General features: G+C 58.9%; 13 protein-coding genes and 1 tRNA gene. 4 read left to right on the forward strand and 10 right to left on the reverse strand.

Features of this window, described 5'->3' with window-relative positions; all coding sequences use genetic code 11:
* Positions 1–444 precede the first annotated feature (444 nt).
* The 5 genes from recA to ABF824_RS07780 all read right to left on the reverse strand — a co-directional run bounded on the left by recA (position 445) and on the right by ABF824_RS07780 (position 5,869).
* Complete coding sequence (gene recA, locus ABF824_RS07760; RefSeq protein WP_415487775.1) at positions 445–1,467, reverse strand: recombinase RecA; 1,023 nt, start codon at positions 1,465–1,467, stop codon at positions 445–447.
* 432 nt (positions 1,468–1,899) lie between these two features.
* On the reverse strand, positions 1,900–2,799 hold the full coding sequence (locus ABF824_RS07765; RefSeq protein WP_415487729.1) for an S-methyl-5'-thioadenosine phosphorylase: 900 nt from the start codon (positions 2,797–2,799) through the stop codon (positions 1,900–1,902).
* Positions 2,789–3,541, reverse strand: a complete 753-nt coding sequence (locus tag ABF824_RS07770; protein ID WP_415487731.1) for a cytochrome c1 — start codon at positions 3,539–3,541, stop codon at positions 2,789–2,791. The genes ABF824_RS07765 and ABF824_RS07770 overlap by 11 nt, the downstream gene beginning before the upstream one ends.
* Positions 3,538–4,749 (reverse strand): cytochrome b, encoded by a 1,212-nt coding sequence (locus ABF824_RS07775; RefSeq protein WP_415487733.1) that lies wholly within the window; start codon positions 4,747–4,749, stop codon positions 3,538–3,540. The genes ABF824_RS07770 and ABF824_RS07775 overlap by 4 nt, the downstream gene beginning before the upstream one ends.
* Before the next feature lie 4 nt (positions 4,750–4,753).
* Positions 4,754–5,869: a threonine aldolase family protein gene (locus tag ABF824_RS07780; protein ID WP_415487735.1), complete on the reverse strand. Its 1,116-nt coding sequence runs from the start codon at positions 5,867–5,869 to the stop codon at positions 4,754–4,756.
* A gap of 61 nt (positions 5,870–5,930) precedes the next feature.
* On the opposite strand from ABF824_RS07780, the gene folD reads away from it, so the two are divergent.
* Positions 5,931–6,869, forward strand: a complete 939-nt coding sequence (folD, locus tag ABF824_RS07785) for a bifunctional methylenetetrahydrofolate dehydrogenase/methenyltetrahydrofolate cyclohydrolase FolD (RefSeq protein ID WP_415487737.1) — start codon at positions 5,931–5,933, stop codon at positions 6,867–6,869.
* 39 nt (positions 6,870–6,908) lie between these two features.
* Here the strand turns inward: folD and ABF824_RS07790 are convergent, their stop codons facing one another.
* The 5 genes from ABF824_RS07790 to ABF824_RS07810 form a co-directional block, all read right to left on the reverse strand.
* The gene (locus ABF824_RS07790) at positions 6,909–8,177 is read right to left on the reverse strand and encodes an AGE family epimerase/isomerase (protein ID WP_415487739.1); all 1,269 of its coding nucleotides are present in this window, start codon (positions 8,175–8,177) and stop codon (positions 6,909–6,911) included.
* Positions 8,170–9,030, reverse strand: coding sequence for a glucose 1-dehydrogenase (locus ABF824_RS07795; RefSeq protein ID WP_415487741.1), 861 nt, complete (start codon positions 9,028–9,030; stop codon positions 8,170–8,172). Before ABF824_RS07795 ends, ABF824_RS07790 begins: the two co-directional genes overlap by 8 nt.
* A gap of 81 nt (positions 9,031–9,111) precedes the next feature.
* Entirely contained in the window at positions 9,112–10,248 is a 1,137-nt protein-coding gene (locus ABF824_RS07800; RefSeq protein ID WP_415487743.1) for an acetoin dehydrogenase dihydrolipoyllysine-residue acetyltransferase subunit, read from the reverse strand.
* Positions 10,249–10,251: 3 nt separating this feature from the next.
* Positions 10,252–11,280, reverse strand: coding sequence for an alpha-ketoacid dehydrogenase subunit beta (locus tag ABF824_RS07805; RefSeq protein ID WP_415487745.1), 1,029 nt, complete (start codon positions 11,278–11,280; stop codon positions 10,252–10,254).
* 24 nt (positions 11,281–11,304) lie between these two features.
* A complete protein-coding gene (locus ABF824_RS07810; RefSeq protein ID WP_415487747.1) occupies positions 11,305–12,270 on the reverse strand; it encodes a thiamine pyrophosphate-dependent dehydrogenase E1 component subunit alpha in 966 nt (321 codons plus the stop codon).
* A 185-nt stretch (positions 12,271–12,455) separates the two neighbouring features.
* Here ABF824_RS07810 and ABF824_RS07815 point away from each other — a divergent pair, with 185 nt between their 5' ends.
* From ABF824_RS07815 to ABF824_RS07825, 3 genes are all read left to right on the forward strand, one after another.
* Positions 12,456–13,424, forward strand: coding sequence for a helix-turn-helix domain-containing protein (locus ABF824_RS07815; protein WP_415487749.1), 969 nt, complete (start codon positions 12,456–12,458; stop codon positions 13,422–13,424).
* A 67-nt stretch (positions 13,425–13,491) separates the two neighbouring features.
* Positions 13,492–14,883 (forward strand): VOC family protein, encoded by a 1,392-nt coding sequence (locus tag ABF824_RS07820; RefSeq protein ID WP_415487751.1) that lies wholly within the window; start codon positions 13,492–13,494, stop codon positions 14,881–14,883.
* Between the two features lie 142 nt (positions 14,884–15,025).
* Positions 15,026–15,100 (forward strand) — tRNA-Gly (locus ABF824_RS07825).
* Positions 15,101–15,173: the final 73 nt, after the last annotated feature.

Raw genomic sequence — 15,173 nt, forward strand, 5'->3', positions numbered from 1 at the left:
ATTTATTTCTATTGTCAGATTTATGAGAATGTCTTGCAGTCTATTGCTGTATATAGGTTTAAATCAAGTGAATGATGGTGGCTCAGTCTGCCTTGATTTTAAGATCTATTTTGTAAAATCAGCATCGCCATATGCGATGGATCATCAATAAGGAGCAGATCAGATCAATACTTACTAGGGTTCCCAGTAAGTATGATCCCTCTTCATTTTCCATCATCCTGAGACGATGTTGGAGAGAAGACTCCGGATGACAAACAAGGGGGGGCAGGCTGCTACCTCTTTCTCTCAGGCTAATCCATGAGGGGAGGAAGAAGCTACGGACGCAACAGGCAAACCCATTCACATCACTCGGATGGGCTTGATGAATAAAGATAAGTAAACGCCGTTGGCCATGACTGAAAAGCCATGCCCAACAGCAAACTGTCGCATAGTTAGAATGGTTGCTCAGGCGTCGCTTTCGTCCGGGCCGTCCATCATGGCTTCGGCAACCACGCCAGCCTGTTCCCGGATGCGGTGTTCGATCTGAGCCGCCATTTCCGGGTGTTCCCGTAGGAAGGTCTTGGCGTTCTCACGTCCCTGGCCAACACGCTGGCTGTCATAGGAGAACCAAGCGCCGGATTTCTCGACAATGCCAGCCTTTACGCCAAGATCGATCAGCTCGCCCATCTTGCTGATGCCTTCGCCATAAACAATGTCGAATTCGACCTGCCGGAATGGCGGGGCCATCTTGTTCTTCACCACTTTCACGCGAGTCTGGTTGCCCACCACCTCATCCTTGTCCTTGATCGAACCGATGCGGCGAATGTCCAGACGGACGGAAGCGTAGAACTTCAGCGCATTGCCACCCGTGGTGGTTTCAGGGTTGCCGAACATCACGCCGATTTTCAGACGAATCTGGTTCAGGAAGATCAAAAGCGTGTTGGAGCGCGCGACAGTGCCCGTCAGCTTACGGAGCGCCTGACTCATCAGACGGGCATGCAGGCCGACGTGGCTGTCGCCCATATCGCCTTCCAGTTCCGCACGCGGAACGAGGGCCGCGACACTGTCCACGACCAGCACGTCGATGGCGCCAGAACGCACCAGCGTGTCGGCAATTTCCAGAGCCTGTTCACCTGCATCCGGCTGGCTGATCAGCAGATTGTCCACATCCACGCCCAGCTTGCGGGCATAACCGGGGTCAAGCGCGTGCTCGGCGTCGATGAACGCACAGGTGCCGCCGGTTTTCTGCGCTTCGGCAATCGCATGCAGCGCAAGTGTTGTCTTGCCCGAGCTTTCAGGTCCGTAGATTTCGACAATACGACCACGCGGCAGACCACCAATGCCCAATGCGATGTCGAGCCCGAGGGAGCCTGTGGAGATCGAATCGGCCTCTTCCTTGGGGCGTTGCCCCAGCCGCATGATCGATCCTTTGCCGAAAGCGCGCTCGATCTGGCTGAGCGCTCCTTCGAGAGCTTTTGTCTTGTCCATTTCCATCCCTCGAAACCCGGTTTCTCCAGCCGAATGCCCGAAAAGAGCAAACAGCGGCGGTGCTTCCGGCATACTGGTCACACTGCTTGACGAGTCTGTCACAAGCCTGCCCCTTCCCGCAATGCGCGGCACGGGAATTTACACCGTTCCGCTTTTGTTCGAATATCGCTTCCTGTTGAACGCTCTGGGCCGGATTGTCTTGGAATTCCGGGAATAATATCGCGTTAAGGAATCGTTCGCGTCTGTTCTCTTTTGGAACAAAATAAGAACAAAAGCAAGCGCGAGATGCCTTGCCGGAAACGCGATTTCGGAAAATGTATCTGAGTCAGGGATTTATGACTGGGACCGTCCTTCAGCTTTCGAAGCGCGGAATCGTGCTCTCCCGTCATCACCGGGGAGAGCCACCGCTCCCCCCTTACCAGCCTGATGGAATCAGTGGCCGCTCAGCACGCGGCCCGCGATGACTTCCAGACGGGAAAGCAGGCCGGGTTCGCGGCGGTCGGGTGCCGTGATGATGGCATGTTCAAGGGCGCGGTCACAGCCTGCCGGACAGAGGCCGCGTGGTTTGCCGAGCGTCGGAATCATCGCCTTGACCAGTGAGCGCGCGTGTTCGGCGTTCTGCTGCATCACCTTCACGACCGCATCAACCGTCACGCTGTCATGATCCTGATGCCAGCAGTCATAATCGGTCACCATCGCGACGGTCGCGTAGCAGATCTCGGCTTCACGGGCGAGCTTGGCTTCCGGCATGTTGGTCATGCCGATGACCGAGCAGTGCCAGCTACGATAAAGCTCGCTTTCGGCCCGCGTGGAGAACTGCGGGCCTTCCATCACCAGATAGGTGCCGCCGCGTTTGTAAGGAATCTTCAGTTCCTTGAGCTTCTCTTCCGCAACGCCTCCGATACGCGGGCACACCGGATCGGCGACGGACACATGCGCCACACAGCCCGTGTCGAAGAAGCTTTTTTCACGGGCAAAGCTGCGGTCGATGAACTGATCGACGATCACGAACATGCCCGGTGGCAGATCTTCGCGGAGTGAGCCGACGGCAGACAGCGAGATGATGTCCGTCACGCCGGCAATCTTCATCGCCGCGATGTTGGCGCGGTAGTTCAGGCGAGACGGTGGAATGGGGTGCCCACGACCGTGACGCGGCAGAAACACGCAGCGAACGCCATTCAGCGTGCCGAACAGCAGTTCGTCGGAAGGAGCGCCCCACGGCGTGTCGATCCGGCGCCATTCCTTGTTCTCCAGCCCGGCGATGTCATACAGCCCCGAGCCGCCGATGATGCCGATAACCGGTTGGACCGCAGGAGCGGAACTATTTGACATGGGACCAGATTCTCCGTTTCAGGATAAAAAGAAGGATGGTGACGCATAACAGATAGACCAGCACGCGCACACCGGTTCTGTGACGCTCTGCAAGGTGTGGCTGTGCCACCCATGCCAGAAAGGTGGTCACGTCGCGCGCTTCCTGCCCCATTGTGGCGGGCGTGCCGTCCGGATAGCGCACGTCATTTCCATGAAGCGGAGGTCTCATCGCGGTTTTACGGGATAGAGCGAACCTGTTGTAGAACAGCCCCTCCTGCTCCCTGAAACCTTTGGGGGGAGCGGTATAGCCGGTCAGCAGGGCGAGGATACGATCCGGACCGCCGGGATAGACCACGCCCTGACGGGACAGGTCTGGTGGCACAACCCCTCTTGATACGCCGGCGGGTTTGACGGGCGTGGGAAAAGCATCGTCCGGGAGACCATGACGATATCGGGGGGCTCCACTGATATCAGTGCCATCCCGGATTTCGTAATTGGCGGCAAGGGCTTGCACATCTTCCGGTTCGAGACCCATGTCCCCAAGATCGCTGAAATGCACTTCCTTCATGCCGTGGCATGCGGAGCAGACCTGCTCGTAAACCAGATAGCCACGCTGGACGGCACCGAGATCGAAACTGCCTAGCGGTCCCTGAAAGCTCCATTTCTGCGGCGGCGCGGGATCGTGCTCCGGTGGGGCGGCTTGCATGGGCTGGGGAGCAAGAAGCAGAGCCGCGACCGGCAGAGAGAAAAGCCACGCCTTCACGATGCGTCTTTCAGAGCCGTTTTTTCATGCCGCGATAACAGGGGCATGAGCACGAGAAAATGGAGGAAATAATACAGCGTGGCGCAACGGGCGATCAGCAGCCATGGTCCATCCATATGCTGCTTTCCCGCATATCCGAGCAGAATGAACGCTGCGACGAGAGCGAACATTGCAATGCGCCAGAACGGCCGTTGACGCACGGATCGCACCGGCGACGTGTCCAGCCAAGGCACGAAGAACAGCACCACGACGGCACCGATCGAGGCGACAAGGCCGCCGAACTTGAACGGAATGGCCTGCAGAATGCCGAAGAACGGCAGGAAATACCATTCCGGCTCAATGTGCGTCGGCGTGTGCAGCGGATTGGCGGGACGGTAATTCTCGGCTTCGGTCAGAAGGTCAGGCAGGAAGAACATGGCCGTCACCAGAAGAATGGCGAAAACAGCCACGCCGCACGCATCCCGGATGGCGAAATAGGGCTGGAAGGGGAGGGTGCCCTTCGGGTCAGGATCAATCCCGCTCGGGTTGCCTGAACCGGCGATATGCACTGTCACCACATGCACGGCCACAACGACCGGAATGGCAAGCGCCATGAGGAAATGCAGCACAAAGAGATGGTGAAGCGTGTTGCTGCCGGGGCTGTCGCCCCCGAGAAAGACGCGCTCCAGATAGGGACCGATAGCGGGGATCGAAGCAATGGCTTTGCCTGCAATGTCCGCCCCCCAATAGGACATCTGGCCCCACGGCAGGACATAGCCAGCAAAGGCTGCCACCATCGTCATTGTCAGAAGCAGAACGCCGAACAGCCAGACCATTTCACGCGGCTGCTTATAAGAGCCGTAATAGAGACCACGAAACAGATGAACATAGAGCGCGCCGAGGAACAGGCTTGCCCCCGCCATGTGCATCGACCGGAGCAGCCAGCCTGACGGGAGGCGACGTTCGATGGCCTCGACGGAGGCGAAAGCATCTGCTGCCGTCGCGGTATAGTTCATCGCCAGCACCAGCCCGGACAGCAGCATCAGCACGAGCACCGCCGTCAGCATGGCGCCCACTGTCCAGAGACCGTTGGCCGAACGGGGCATCGGAAAACGCCCGAACGACTCTGACAGAAACCGGCCTACAGGCAGCCTTGGTTCCAGCCACGCGCTGAAACCGGCGGATTTCTTGTCACACTCCCCCTCGGGCAGTGTCGGCTCCGTCGTCATGCTCTCATTCGATTCCGGAGAGCGCCGTCAGAAGCGCATCCACATCGGCGGGCTGCACATCATAACCCGTCACGAAGCGGACGAGTGTGCCCTCCACACCCGGAGGCGCGGTACGGCGGAGGAACACGAAGCCCGCGGCCTCCAGCCCCTGCACCAGAAGCTCGGGCAGAATGGCGAACACCTCGTTCGCCTGCGTTTCGAACGGCAATGTCGCCCCGGGGTGGCGCAGAAGACCACGCGCCAGACGCCCCGCCATCTCGTTGGCCTGCCGTGCGTTGTGCAGCCACAGGTCGTTCTCGAACCACGCCAGAAGCTGGGCGCTCAGGAACCGCTGTTTCGACCACAGATGCCCAGCGCGCTTGATGCGACGCTCCATATCCTCAGCCAGATGCGTATCGAACATCACCACCAGTTCGGCGGCCAGCGCACCGCTCTTGGTCGCACCCAGCGAAAGAATATCGACGCCCGCCCGCCATGTGGCGTCGGCGGGGGAGCAGCCAAGATGCGCCAGCGCATTGCCGAAGCGCGCGCCATCCATGTGCACGGTCATGCCGGCATCACTCGCGAGTGTGGTCAGTTCGACAATCTGTTCCAGACTGTAGACGGTGCCCCACTCTGTGGCCTGCGAAAGACTGAGCGCCGCCGGACGGCTCAGCCGACGACCGCCAGCCTGCACATCCGCGATCGTGCGCGCCAGCATGTCCGGCTGCATGCGCCCGTCAGGCGAGGGGATGGGGCAGAGCTTTGCACCGCTGGTGAAAAATTCCGGCGCGCCGCACTCGCGTCCAAAGATATGCGCGCTTTCGTCACACAGGATGGCGCCCCACGGTGGTGACAGCGCCGAGAGTGCCAGCCCGTTGGCCGCCGTCCCGGTTGCGACCGGGAAAACCTTGACGTCCGCTTCGAAAACTTCCGCAACGCGGGCTTCCAGCCGGGCCGTCCAGGCGTCGTCGCCGTGGGCAGGCGCGGCCCCCACATTGGCCTCCGCGATGGCGGCAAGAATTTCCGGACTGGCCGGTCCTACATTGTCGCTCATGAAGTTCGTGCGTATAGGCTGCGCTCCAGTGTCGTCAGCGGACAGCGTGTCGTTGTGCGGCGGTGTGTGAGTTGTCTGTTCCATGTCGCCTCCTGCCTGACTGATACGACCGCTCTATTCTAGCATTTGAGGAAGGCCAAGCCTAATGTCCGAGCCGAAATCTTCTGAAACAGCCGGTGCGAAGCTGATCGACGGCAAGGCGTTTGCGCGAAAGCTTCGCGAGCAGACGGCGCAGGAAGTGACGGCCTTCCATGAAAAGCATGGCATCACGCCCGGTCTGGCCGTGGTTCTGGTGGGCAATGACCCGGCAAGCGAGGTGTATGTCCGCAACAAGGCGCTGGAGACCCATCGTGTCGGGATGCGCTCCTTCATGCACATGCTGCCCGAGACGACTTCCGAATCCGCCCTGCTGAAGCTGATCGAGCGTCTGAACGCCGACCCGGAGATTCACGGTATTCTCGTGCAGCTGCCCCTGCCGAAACACATTGACCCGCATCGCGTCACTAACGCCATCACGCCGAACAAGGACGTGGACGGGCTTGGCGAAGTCAACGCCGGTCGCCTGAGCGTCGGCCTGCCGGGTATCATTCCCTGCACCCCTCTTGGCTGCCTGATGCTGCTCAAGTCCGAACTCGGTGATCTGCGCGGGCTGAATGCGACCGTCATCGGCGCGTCCAATCTGGTGGGTAAACCGATGGCGCAGCTGCTGCTGAACGAGGGCTGCACGGTCTCCATCGGTCATATCGACACAAAGGAGCCGGCGAAGCTGGCGCGGTGGGCCGATATTCTTGTCGTAGCCACGGGGAAGAACGGGCTGGTGAAACGCGACTGGGTCAAGCCGGGCGCGACAGTGATCGACGTGGGCATCACCCGCGTGGCCACGGAAAAAGGCAAGACGAAGCTGGTCGGGGATGTTGCGTTCGATGAAGTGGCGCCCATTGCCGGACGCATCACGCCTGTTCCCGGTGGCGTTGGCCCGATGACTATTGCCTGTCTGTTGCGCAACACGCTGAAGGCAGCGCGCATGAGCGTGGGCGACAAGGCCTGTGCGCATAGCGGCGAAAAAAACTGGCTGCCTTACTGAGACTTCAGACACAGGCTGACGCATCATGAGGACGATGCGTCAGCTGTCCAGTTCACGCACCGCTATCGCAAAACTTGGGGAGAGCGGAAGGAGCGGATTCAGCGTCGACTGCCACGCGTGGTAGAGATCCGCTTTCCCGGCATAGACCACTTCCGACGGGCGGTTTGCGGCGTCCAGCTCCTGTAGCCAGCCCCCCTCTCTCCGATCGATCATATTCAGGGCGATGAAGTCCCAGATCCGGCGATACCATTTTTCATAATCCGTATGGCCGGTGCGCTTGAGAAGCGCCGCCGCCGCGGTCAGAGCTTCGGCCTGACACCAGTGCGGTTTGTTGTGCACAACCGGCTCAAGGGCGTTGTCGACGGTATAAAGCAGTCCTTCCGTTCCATCCCGGTTCCATCCGGCTTTCATGCCAGCGTTGAACAGGCCGATGGAATCCGTCAGCAGCCATGAGGGCGCGCTGCCTTCATGACGCAACAGAGCCGCTTCCAGTTTGAGAAGCAGGTGTGACCATTCGACGAAATGTCCGGGCGTCAGACCGAAGGGACGGAGGTCGTCTGTCGGCTTGTCGCGGTTGTAGTCGCCGAGATAGTTCCAGTCGCGATCGAAATGTTCCCGCACCGCATAGTCATTCTCACGGGCGAGTTGGTGAATGAAACGTTCGATCACCCGAAGCGCCCGCGTGCGCCAGATGGGGGCATCCAGTACATCAGCCACGGCCATGCAGGCTTCCACCGAATGCATGTTCGAGTTCGCCCCACGATAGTTTTCCTCCCCGCTCCAGTCAGGAGAAAAACTTTCCCGAAACACGCCTTCTTCTTCGCTCCAGAAGCGGCTTTCCCAGAGAGCGGCTGCTTCATTCAGAAGCTCATGCGCGCCGGGAATATGGGCGACCGTCGCCGAGGATGCGGCGAGGACAACGAACGCATGCAGATAGTTCTGCTTCCGTCGTTCCTCGGCGGAGGACAGATCTGCGGGACGACCGGCCCACCAGCCGCCATGCTCTGCATCACGCAAATCGCCGCGCAGAGCCGCTACACCGTGGTCGGCAAGAGACAGGCTGCCGGGAATGCCTCTCATGCCCGCGATGGCATAGGAATGTGTCATCCGCGCTGTAAGCGTCGTATCCGGTTTCGCGTCTTCGATGAGGTGTCCCTCGTTGTCGAGGGGGCCGAAACCGGTCTGCATACGTGCGGACTGGGAGAAGCCAAGAAGCCGTAATCCCTGATGATCCAGCCAGCGACGGTGCACACTGCTGCGGAGCCAGCTTGAGACGGGCACCATCAGGGACGACAGCATCTCAGCCATTGATGATCATGCCCCCGTTTACATGCAGGGTCTGGCCGGTGACATAGCTGGAATCCTCGCTGGCCAGATAAACGTAGGCCGCACCCAGTTCATGCGGCTCACCAATGCGGCCCATGGGTGTATCCTTGCCTAGATCGGCCACGGCCTGCGGATCGATCGGTCCCCAGCTCGCGGGTTGGAGCGGTGTCCAGATCGGACCTGGTGCGACGGCGTTCACACGAATTTTCTTGTCCGCAAGCTGGAGCGCCAGCGCACGCGTCAGACCCATCTCGGCGGCCTTTGTTGTCGTGTAGGCCACGAGGGATTTGTTTCCGGCAAAAGCGTTGACGGACGATGTGGAGATGATTGAGGCGCCAGCCTTGAGATGTTTCAGCGCAGCGCGGGCGATATAGAAATACCCGTTGATGTTGACGTTCATGTGCCGCTGCCAGAGCTCATCCGTGATGTCGGTGAGGTCACTGCTGACATACTGCACGCTGGCATTGTTGACGATCACATCCAGCCCGCCCAGTTCCGCAACCGCTTTTTCGACGGCTTCGTTGCAGAAGGCGCTGGAAGCCACGTCGCCTGCGATGAGAACGGCCTTGCGACCCTCTTTCTCGATCAGTCGGGCCGTCTCTTTCGCATCTTCATGTTCTTCGAGATAAACGATGGCGACATCGGCACCCTCGCGGGCAAAATGGAGCGCTGCCGCACGACCGATTCCGCTATCCCCACCTGTAATCAGTGTTTTCTTGCCGGCGAGTTTGCCGCTGCCTTTGTAGTCTGGGCGGATGTGTTCGGCATGAGGCTTCATCTTGCCTTCCACACCCGGCTGATGGTCCTGACTCTGCGGTGGAATGGTAAGCGCCATGAGTTCGTTTCCCTGCATTGTTTCAGACATCACAGGAAAACGAACGGAAAACATCCAGCAAGGTTCCGCTCAGGGATGGATTCAGTGAGCGGCCTTTTCGATAAATGTGCTGATGGCGCTGGTGACTTCAGAGGCTTTTTCGAGCTGCGGCATATGCCCCGTATCGGGATAGCGGATCACGCTTACGGTCGCTGGCAGGCTATCTGCGCCCGTCCCCGAGAGTATTTCATCGTTCTCGCCCCACAGCACCTGCACTGGCCCACTGAACGCGTCCAGAACCGGGCGAAGCGGGAAGGCCTGCTTTCCATCATGAAAGCATGTTTCCGCAATGGTTTTCAGGTCCGGCACAACCCCATCCAGCCGCTTGTAGCGGATGATGTCTTCGACCATCTTGCGGGAAATCAGGGATTTCTCATGGACAAGATGTTGTAGGACCGGCTCAAGTGTCTTGCGGCGGTCCGCCTCTATGAAGCCATTGATGAAGTCCATGTTGATGTCCTGCCCCAGACCGGCAGGTGCAATCAGGGTCAGGGAAGCGACCAGATCAGGCTCTGCTTTTGCCAGTTCGAGGGCGATGGCGCCTCCCAGCGAATGGCCGACAATATGCGCCCTGGAAACACCGAGTTCCTTCGTGAGGGCGGCGATGGTGCTGGCAAATGTGGCGGGACTTCCATCCCCTACCTTCTTGGTGGATTCACCATGACCGGGAAGATCAAGCGCGATCACGCGATGTGTTTCTCCCAATCCTGGCTGTGTCAGCATCCAGTTTGTCAGATCACCACCAAAGCCGTGGATCAGCAGAACGGGCGTGCCCTCATGCTCGGTGCCGCTTTCCTGAACGGAAATCGTCAGGTCTCCTACCGACACTGCCTTGCGAACTGGTTCTGCATGTTCGCTTTCATTGTCTGTATCGGATGAAAATGTTTCATTGAAACGGGCAATGAAGGCATCAATGTCGCTGTCGGGCACGGCGGGATCGGCAAGCACGCCGATCAGCGCACCCACCGGCAAGGTTTCCCCTTCCGGCGCGAGCTGTCGACGCAGCACACCAGCGGCCGGGCTTTCATAGCCGTTCGTGATCTTGCTTGTTTCTATATCGGCAATTTCGTCGCCGGTCTTCACTTCCGCCCCGGGAGGAACGCTCCAGCTGGCCAGTTTGCCTTCCGTCATGGCCAGACCGAATTTCGGCATCGTGATGGGGGTGATGGTTTCGCTCATCGGTCAGACTTCCTCTTTCACGCGATAGGCGGCAACCGCACGAACAGCCGCTTCTATTTTTTCCACGCTGGGCAGATAAAGATTTTCAAGAACAGTCGCGAACGGCACGGGTGTGTGCGGGGGTACCACGCGGCGGATGGGGGCTTTCAGGGCATCGAATGCCTCTTCCGCGACGAGAGCGGCCACATCTGTCGCCAGATTACAGCGCGGGCTGGATTCATCGACGATGACCAGACGGCCCGTGTCCGTCACGCAGTCCAGAATGGTGCCAGTATCCAGCGGAGATGTCGTGCGGGGATCGATCACGGTGCAGGAAATGCCGTCCTTTTCCAGTCGATCGGCCGCCTGATTGGCGAAATTGATCATGCGCCCGAAGGCCACAATCGTTACATCGTCTCCTTCCCGTGTGAGGTTCGCCTCGCCGAATGGAATGGTATAGGATTCATCGGGAACGTCTTCTTCCTCGTCATACATGACCTTGTTTTCAAGGAAGATCACAGGATCATCATCGCGGATCGCTTCGATCAGGAGTCCCTTGGCTTCGTAGGGCGAGGAAGGCACGACGACTTTCAGACCCGGAATATGGGTGAAGAGCGGGTAGAGCGCCTGACTGTGCTGCGCCGCCGCGTTGAAACCCGCGCCATACATCGCCCGGATGACGAGCGGCGTACGGGCCTTACCGCCAAACATGTAGCGGAACTTGGCAGCCTGATTCATGATCTGATCGAGACAACAGCCGACGAAATCGACGAACATCAGTTCCGCGACGGGACGCAGGCCGGTCGCCGCGGCCCCTGCCGCTGCGCCGATATAAGAGGCTTCGCTTATGGGGGTGTCCAGCACCCGGTCCTCGCCAAATTCGGTGAGCAGTCCTTTGGTGACACCCAGAACGCCGCCCCATGCGTCCTTAACGCCTGATGTGCCGCCTCGCCCGCCTGCGACATCCTCGCCCATGATGATGACGCGGGGATCACGGCGCATTTCCTGCCGGAGCGCTTCATTGATGGCCTGCCGAAAACTCTTTTTACTCATTTTGTTTTTCCTTTTCAGCGGGCGTCAGTAAGAAACATAGACATCGCGCAGAAGATCGCTTTCTTCCGGAACGGGCGCCTTCTTGGCGGCAATGACGGCAGCGTCGATTTCGCTTTTGACGGCTGCATCGATCTCATCGAGGGCTGCTTCTTCAAGCAGGCTGATTTCCGTTACCTTTTTCCGGAAATTGACAAGGCAGTCGCGTTCGGCGCGTTCTTTCGCAACTTCCCCTTCCTTGCGGTAGGTCATCGCGTCACCTTCGAAGTGACCGTACCAGCGGGAAAGATGAACATGCAGCATGACCGGACCTTTTCCGGACCGGGCATGGCTGATGGCTTCTCCCGCGGCTTCGTGGACCGAGAAGAAGTCCGTTCCATCGCATTCGAGGTAAGGCATGCCGAAGCCGGCCGCACGGTCCTTCTGGCTCCCCGCACAGGCATAGGATGCGCCCGTCGCCTCGCCATAGCCATTGTCTTCGACAACGAACACCGCAGGGAGATGCCACACTGTCGCGAGGTTGAGGCTTTCCAGCGTGCTGCCCTCGTTCGAAGCGCCATCGCCGTAAAATGCCACGGCCACGCCATTGTCTTTCAGCAGTTTGTGGGAAAGGGCCGCGCCACAAATGAGCGGTGGTCCGCCGCCGACGATGCCGTTCGCGCCCAGCATACCCAGCGAGAGGTCGGCGATATGCATTGATCCTCCCTTGCCGCGGCAGACACCAGTCTGGCGGCCATAGATTTCCGCCATCATGCCATCTACCTGCACGCCTTTTGCAATGCAGTGACCATGCCCGCGATGGGTGCTGGCGATGGTGTCCGTGTCGTTCAGATGGGCGCAGACGCCAACACCTGAGGCTTCCTCTCCACAGTAGAGGTGAACGAAGCCCGGAATATCGCCTGTGGCGAATTCGATATGCAGCCGCTCTTCAAAGTCACGGATCGTCCGCATGGAGCGGTAGGAGCGTATCAGGATCTCTCTCGAAATCTGCATGATATTTCTCTGTCTTCCCTGTTCGCGCGAAAGACGCGCTGTGGAAGGCAGCAAAGCGATCCTGCATGCCATGTCGTAAGGATGTTCGTGTCTCCTTCACGCGTACGTGACGCAGACGGATGTGGAGTGTCGCGTTCTTACGACAGATGTTCATCTTCTCTTCGCGGGACAGGAGGTCACACGTCATGAGCGAATCTATCGTTGTCTCAGATGACCGTTTTGCAATGTTGCCTGAAAGACTGCGTGCTTCCTGGAATCGCTGCGCGACGGTCCATGCCATTCCACCGGGTGGCAGGGAGGCAATGGAACTACTCTGCGGCGCGGAAGTGAGACAGGCGCGTGCCCGCATGGGATCACTGATGAAGATCGCGGAATCCGAGATCGAACGTCTGCACGGGATTGTCTCGACATTGGACTACATGACGCTGCTGGCGGATCGGGACAGCATCGTTCTTGCCCGTCGTGGTGAAACGCCTCACGAGAGAGGTGACCGGCGCTGGCATTTATGGCCGGGTGCCTGCTGGGCCGAGACATCCATTGGCACAAATGGAATCGGCACCTGCCTTGTGGAAGGGCGTCCCATCACCGTTCACATGGATCAGCACTGGCGCGTCGGTCTGCGCTATCTGACCTGCTCCGCCGTGCCTTTTTATGGTCCTGACGGCCAGATTGCCGGAGCGCTCGACGCGAGTTCCACGCGTCCGGACCCGGAAGGGCGGGTGGCGATCATGATGGAAGCGGTGTTGGTCGATGCGGCACGGCGTATCGAGCGCCGTAGTTTTCTGGAGGCCTACCGTTCCCGCACGGTCGTCCTGCTGGATGAAAGCAATGATATTTCTCTGCCGATGGTCGCGCTGGATGAGTCCCGTGTAGTGGTGGGGGCTACATTCGCGGCGCGGCAGATGCTGGGAATTGGTGCGGGAGACAGGAATATCTGCTTTGATCTCAGCACGCATCGCCGGGGTGTTCCGGATTTTCAGGAAGCGGAACGCAGCGTGATTGAAGGCGCTCTAGCCATGTCAGGCGGCAAGGTGGCCCCTGCGGCGCGGTTGCTGGGGATCAGCCGTTCGACCCTTCATCGCAAGATACGTGCGCTGGAGACGGGTTTGCATTGCGTTCCTCAGTCAGAGAGAAACGATACGGTCTGTTATTGATTTACGGGCCTGATCGGTAGCGATAGAGTTCCGGCACTTTGATGCCCTTGCTTCTGGAGACAAAATCATGAGCCGTTTGAATTTTGTGAGTCCGGATGAGATTCGTGCGCGATTTTCATCGGCCATGTCGGACATGTATCGGAAAGAAGTCCCTCAATACGGCGTGCTTCTCGATCTCGTCGCAGATGTGAATGCCAGTGTGCTGAAAGCCAATCCCACCCTGCGGGACGAACTGGACCGGCAGGGAGAACTGGAGCGCATCAGCCTGGAGCGTCATGGCGCGATCAGGCTGGGCAAGGCTGAGGAACTGGCCACCATGCGGCGTCTTTTCGCCATCATGGGCATGTTTCCGGTGGGGTATTACGATCTTTCGGTCGCGGGTATGCCTGTCCACTCTACAGCCTTCCGCCCGATCAGTGATGAAAGCCTGACATTCAACCCGTTCCGGATTTTCACGTCCCTGCTGCGGATCGACCTGATTGCTGATGCGGATCTTCGCGCCACGGTAACGGCCATTCTGGAAAAACGACAGATTTTCACGCCGGGCGCACTGAAGCTGATCGAGCAGTGCGAACGGGAAGGGGGGCTGAACTCTGAGGGGGCGGATCTTTTTGTCGCGGAAGCGCTGGAGACATTTCGCTGGCATGCCCGTGCCGCTGTCGATGCCGAGACCTATGGTCGTCTGGCTAACGCACACCGCCTGATCGCCGATATCGTTTCTTTCCGGGGACCGCATATCAATCATCTCACGCCGCGGACGCTCGATATCGATCGTGTTCAGAAAGAAATGCCGGAGCGCGGTATCGTCCCGAAAGATGTGATCGAAGGGCCGCCGACGCGCACCTGCCCGGTCCTGCTGCGGCAGACGAGCTTCAAGGCGCTGGAAGAGCCGATCTACTTCGTGTCGCAGGGTGAGAATGAAGCGCCGGGCACCCATACGGCCCGTTTCGGCGAGATTGAGCAGCGGGGCATCGCCCTCACCCGGAAAGGTCGGGCGCTCTATGACCAGTTGCTGGCTTCGGTGCGTGAGCATGAAGGCGCCGGTTCGACAGCGAAGGATTATGGTGCCCGTCTGAAGGAGGCCTTCCGGGCGTTCCCCGATACATGGGAAGGTCTGCGTCGTGAGGGGCTGGGCTTTTTCCGGTACAGCCTTGCTGCTGATGTCGTCCCCACCAGAGAGATGATTGAAATGTCCGCCAATGAACTGGTGGACAAAGGCTATGCGGTTGCAACGCCAATTATTTACGAGGATTTTCTTCCGGTCAGCGCGGCGGGGATTTTCCAGTCCAATCTCGGTGGTCAGGAACAGAAAAGCTACGGCGCGCATGCCAACCACGAGATGTTTGTTGCGGCACTTGGCAGCGAGGTGATCGACGAATTCACCCTTTATGAAGAAGCGGAAGGACGTTCGATCAAGTCGCTTCGTTCGACATTCCAGTCTCCCGCAGTCGTGCTGTAAGGCGCTGATCCATACTTGTTTATGGGGTTTTCAATGCGCGTGGACCTTCCGCATTAGCGGGAGGAAATTTTTCTGAAAATTATGTTCCAAAAGACTTGCGCGCATTGAAACTCTGCTCTAAACATCCGCCCACGCAAACGATGCGGGCGTAGCTCAGGGGTAGAGCACAACCTTGCCAAGGTTGGGGTCGTGGGTTCGAATCCCATCGCCCGCTCCAGTTTTCATCAGGAAAACTGGAGTTTGATGGAATAAACACTTCCATCCATCGCATATTTCTCAAAAATCTCCGA

It is taken from the genome of Acetobacter sp. (assembly GCF_047721705.1).
GTDB lineage: Bacteria > Pseudomonadota > Alphaproteobacteria > Acetobacterales > Acetobacteraceae > Acetobacter.

Coding starts and splice junctions, on each gene's coding strand:
- ABF824_RS07810 (WP_415487747.1), bottom strand. CDS start 12,270: ATGCAGATTTCGAGAGAGATCCTGATACGCTCCTACCGCTCCATGCGG.
- ABF824_RS07780 (WP_415487735.1), bottom strand. CDS start 5,869: ATGGAACAGACAACTCACACACCGCCGCACAACGACACGCTGTCCGCT.
- ABF824_RS07765 (WP_415487729.1), bottom strand. CDS start 2,799: ATGTCAAATAGTTCCGCTCCTGCGGTCCAACCGGTTATCGGCATCATC.
- ABF824_RS07820 (WP_415487751.1), top strand. CDS start 13,492: ATGAGCCGTTTGAATTTTGTGAGTCCGGATGAGATTCGTGCGCGATTT.
- ABF824_RS07805 (WP_415487745.1), bottom strand. CDS start 11,280: ATGAGTAAAAAGAGTTTTCGGCAGGCCATCAATGAAGCGCTCCGGCAG.
- ABF824_RS07800 (WP_415487743.1), bottom strand. CDS start 10,248: ATGAGCGAAACCATCACCCCCATCACGATGCCGAAATTCGGTCTGGCC.
- ABF824_RS07790 (WP_415487739.1), bottom strand. CDS start 8,177: ATGGCTGAGATGCTGTCGTCCCTGATGGTGCCCGTCTCAAGCTGGCTC.
- ABF824_RS07775 (WP_415487733.1), bottom strand. CDS start 4,749: ATGACGACGGAGCCGACACTGCCCGAGGGGGAGTGTGACAAGAAATCC.
- ABF824_RS07795 (WP_415487741.1), bottom strand. CDS start 9,030: ATGGCGCTTACCATTCCACCGCAGAGTCAGGACCATCAGCCGGGTGTG.
- ABF824_RS07815 (WP_415487749.1), top strand. CDS start 12,456: ATGAGCGAATCTATCGTTGTCTCAGATGACCGTTTTGCAATGTTGCCT.
- folD (WP_415487737.1), top strand. CDS start 5,931: ATGTCCGAGCCGAAATCTTCTGAAACAGCCGGTGCGAAGCTGATCGAC.
- recA (WP_415487775.1), bottom strand. CDS start 1,467: ATGGACAAGACAAAAGCTCTCGAAGGAGCGCTCAGCCAGATCGAGCGC.